4 protein-coding genes are annotated in these 2,813 nt (G+C 70.8%); 2 read left to right on the top strand and 2 right to left on the bottom strand.

Features of this window, described 5'->3' with window-relative positions:
- Positions 1-858 (top strand): alpha-D-glucose phosphate-specific phosphoglucomutase (locus I53_RS22020; protein ID WP_043354691.1); only part of this gene is annotated, 858 nt, incomplete at its 5' end.
- Positions 859-987: 129 nt separating this feature from the next.
- On the opposite strand, the gene I53_RS22015 is transcribed toward I53_RS22020, so the two are convergent.
- Positions 988-1,467: an N-acetyltransferase gene (locus I53_RS22015; RefSeq protein ID WP_043354689.1), complete on the bottom strand. Its 480-nt coding sequence runs from the start codon at positions 1,465-1,467 to the stop codon at positions 988-990.
- A 192-nt stretch (positions 1,468-1,659) separates the two neighbouring features.
- Here I53_RS22015 and rpsD point away from each other — a divergent pair, with 192 nt between their 5' ends.
- Positions 1,660-2,277, top strand: a complete 618-nt coding sequence (gene rpsD, locus I53_RS22010) for a 30S ribosomal protein S4 (protein WP_010686187.1) — start codon at positions 1,660-1,662, stop codon at positions 2,275-2,277.
- A gap of 111 nt (positions 2,278-2,388) precedes the next feature.
- Here rpsD and I53_RS22005 read toward each other — a convergent pair whose 3' ends face one another.
- Positions 2,389-2,700 carry a hypothetical protein gene (locus tag I53_RS22005; RefSeq protein ID WP_043354687.1) on the bottom strand — a complete coding sequence of 104 codons (312 nt, stop codon included), beginning with the start codon at positions 2,698-2,700 and terminating at the stop codon, positions 2,389-2,391.
- Positions 2,701-2,813 lie beyond the last annotated feature (113 nt).

Raw genomic sequence — 2,813 nt, 5'->3', positions numbered from 1 at the left:
GACCTGTTCGACCTGATGCAGGGGCCGGACGCGCCGGATTTCGGCGCCGCCTCGGACGGCGACGGCGACCGCAACATGATCGTGGCCCCGGGCCTGTTCGTGACGCCGAGCGACAGCCTCGCCCTGCTCGCCGCCCACGCCCACCGGGCGCCGGGCTACGCGGGCGGGCTAGCCGGTGTCGCGCGCTCCATGCCCACGAGCCGCGCCGCCGACCGGGTCGCGGCCGCGCTGGGCATCAAGGCCTACGAGACGCCCACCGGCTGGAAGTTTTTTGGCAATCTCCTCGACGCGGGCCTCATCACCCTGTGCGGAGAGGAGAGCGCCGGCACCGGCTCGAACCACGTGCGCGAGAAGGATGGGCTCTGGGCGGTGCTGCTCTGGCTCAACATCCTCGCCGCCACGGGCGAGCGGGCCGACGCGCTGGTGCGGGCGCACTGGCGCACCTACGGGCGCGACTACTACGCCCGCCACGACTACGAGGAGGTGGATTCGGACGCCGCCAACGGTCTGATGGACGCGCTCCGCGAGAAACTCGCCGGTCTGCCGGGCACGCGGATCGGCGACCTCACGGTCTCGACGGCCGACGAGTTCGCCTACCGCGATCCGGTGGACGGCTCGCTCACCGAGCGCCAGGGCATCCGGATCGGCTTCGCCGAGGATGCGCGGGCGGTGTTCCGGCTCTCCGGCACCGGCACCGCCGGGGCGACGCTGCGGGTCTACCTGGAGCGCTACGAGAACGCACCGGACCGCCTCGACTTGGCCGTTGCCGAGGTCCTGGCCCCGGTGGCGGCAGCGGCCCGCGCGATCGCCGAGATCGAGCCGCGCACCGGACGGCCTGAGCCGAGCGTGGTGACCTGAGGGGAGCCGGGAGACGCCTCGTCTTTGCGAGCGCCGCGAAGCAATCCAGAGGCGCCACGCTCTACGGCGGCGCGCCACCCTGGGTCGCTTCGCTGCGCTCGCGATGACGGTAAGGCCGGCGCCGATGCCTCAAACCAAGTCCTTCACCATGTGCACGGTGACGTCGTCGTCGCGGGTCCGGCCCGGTCCGTCGTAGAGCTCCTCCCGCTCCACCCGGTAGCCGAGCGCCCCGTAGAGGCGCAGGTTCGCCGTGTACTTCTTGTTGGTGTAGAGGCGCAGCCGCGCGAGCCCGGCCTCGGCCGCGACGGCGTCGGCCCGTCCCATCAGCCGGCTGCCGAAGCCCCGGCCCTGGAAGGCCGGGTGCACCGCGACGTTGACGACCAAGAGGTGATCGGCCTCGGCCCGCGTCTCGATCAGGCCGGCGAGATCCGGACCGGTCCGCAGCAGGTCGAAGCGGTGGTCCCGCAAAGCCTGCGCGTAATCCGCCTGCATGGGAATCGGCAGGCGCCCGATCACCGGGATCCATTTGGTGTAGGCCGCCTCCACCAGCGCCCGGATCGCCTCCGCGTCCGCGGCCGCGCCGCGCCGGACCACGACTGACTCGTCCATCTGACCTCTCACGGTTGACCGCGGCGCGTCCGTCCCCTAAAGACCCGCCGTCGATGGGGCTCCGCACGGGGCCCCGTCGCGTTTTCACGCGCACCCGTGGGCGGGATCCTCCCGCCCTGTCGTCCCGGACCGCGAAGGGCCGGGAAAAGGAGGGCGCGTTCCTCATTCTCGTCACGAGAGGACGCGGAAGATATGTCGAAGCGGATTCAGGCCAAGCACAAGCTCGACCGCCGCATGGGCCAGAACATCTGGGGCCGCCCGAAGAGCCCCGTCAACCGCCGCGAATACGGCCCCGGCCAGCACGGCCAGCGCCGCAAGGGCAAGATGAGCGACTTCGGCACGCAGCTGCGCGCCAAGCAGAAGCTCAAGGGCTATTACGGCAACATCACCGAGAAGCAGTTCCGCCGCTACTACGCCGAGGCGATCCGCCTGCGCGGCGATTCCGGCGAGAACCTCGTCGGCCTGCTCGAGCGCCGCCTCGACGCCGTGGTCTACCGGGCGAAGTTCGTCGCGACCCCGTTCGCCGCGCGCCAGTTCGTCAACCACGGGCACGTCAAGGTGAACGGCGTCCGCGTCAACATCCCGAGCTATCAGGTGAAGGCCGGCGACCTCATCGAGGTCAAGGAGTCCTCCCGCCAGCTCGAGATCGTCATCGTGGCGACCCAGCTCTCCGAGCGTGACGTGCCGGACTACATCGAAGCCGACCACGCCAAGATGACCGCCCGCGTCACCCGCATCCCCAGCCTGTCCGAGGTGCCCTACCCGGTGCAGATGGAGCCGAACCTCGTCATCGAGTTCTACTCCCGCTGATCCCGTCGCCCCGGCGACCGAGGAGGGGCTGCCCGTTCGGGCGGCCCCTTCGCGTTTCCGGACCCTCGTCCCGGACGCGGGTCTCCGGCGTCCGGGACGACCGCCCGGGCCTCAGCAGCCCTGGCAGATCGAGCCCATCGTGTGGCGCATCTTGCTGTCCCAGGCCTTCGAGCGGGCCTCGGCGGCCTTCTGAGCCTTGATCATCTCGGCCTGGTTCACGGGCTGCGGCAATCCGGTGGCTGCGGTGCCGCCCGGGGGTTTGGTCTGGCCGGTGGCCGTGGTCCGGCGGCCGCTGACCTGGGAACCCGCCGTGGCCGGGGACGCGGCAGAGCCCAGATTGGTGCCCGGAGCCGGGCCCTGGGCCAGCGCCGGCGCCGCCCCGAGGAAGAGGCCGAGAAGCAGCGCGGGACGAAGAATTGCCATGGACCTGATCTCCCCGGCGGAGGATCCCGTGCAGGCCCCGCCTCATCTGAAGCCGATCCTACCCGATCGCTCCGGTAAAATCATGCCGTCCGCAGGGCTGCAATGAACGTTGG

Origin of the sequence: Methylobacterium sp. B1 (assembly GCF_000333255.1) — a bacterium.
In the GTDB taxonomy this organism is placed as follows: domain Bacteria; phylum Pseudomonadota; class Alphaproteobacteria; order Rhizobiales; family Beijerinckiaceae; genus Methylobacterium; species Methylobacterium fujisawaense.
The sequence above is the reverse complement of the archived record's forward strand: the minus strand, read 5'-3'. Positions and strand labels throughout refer to the sequence as shown.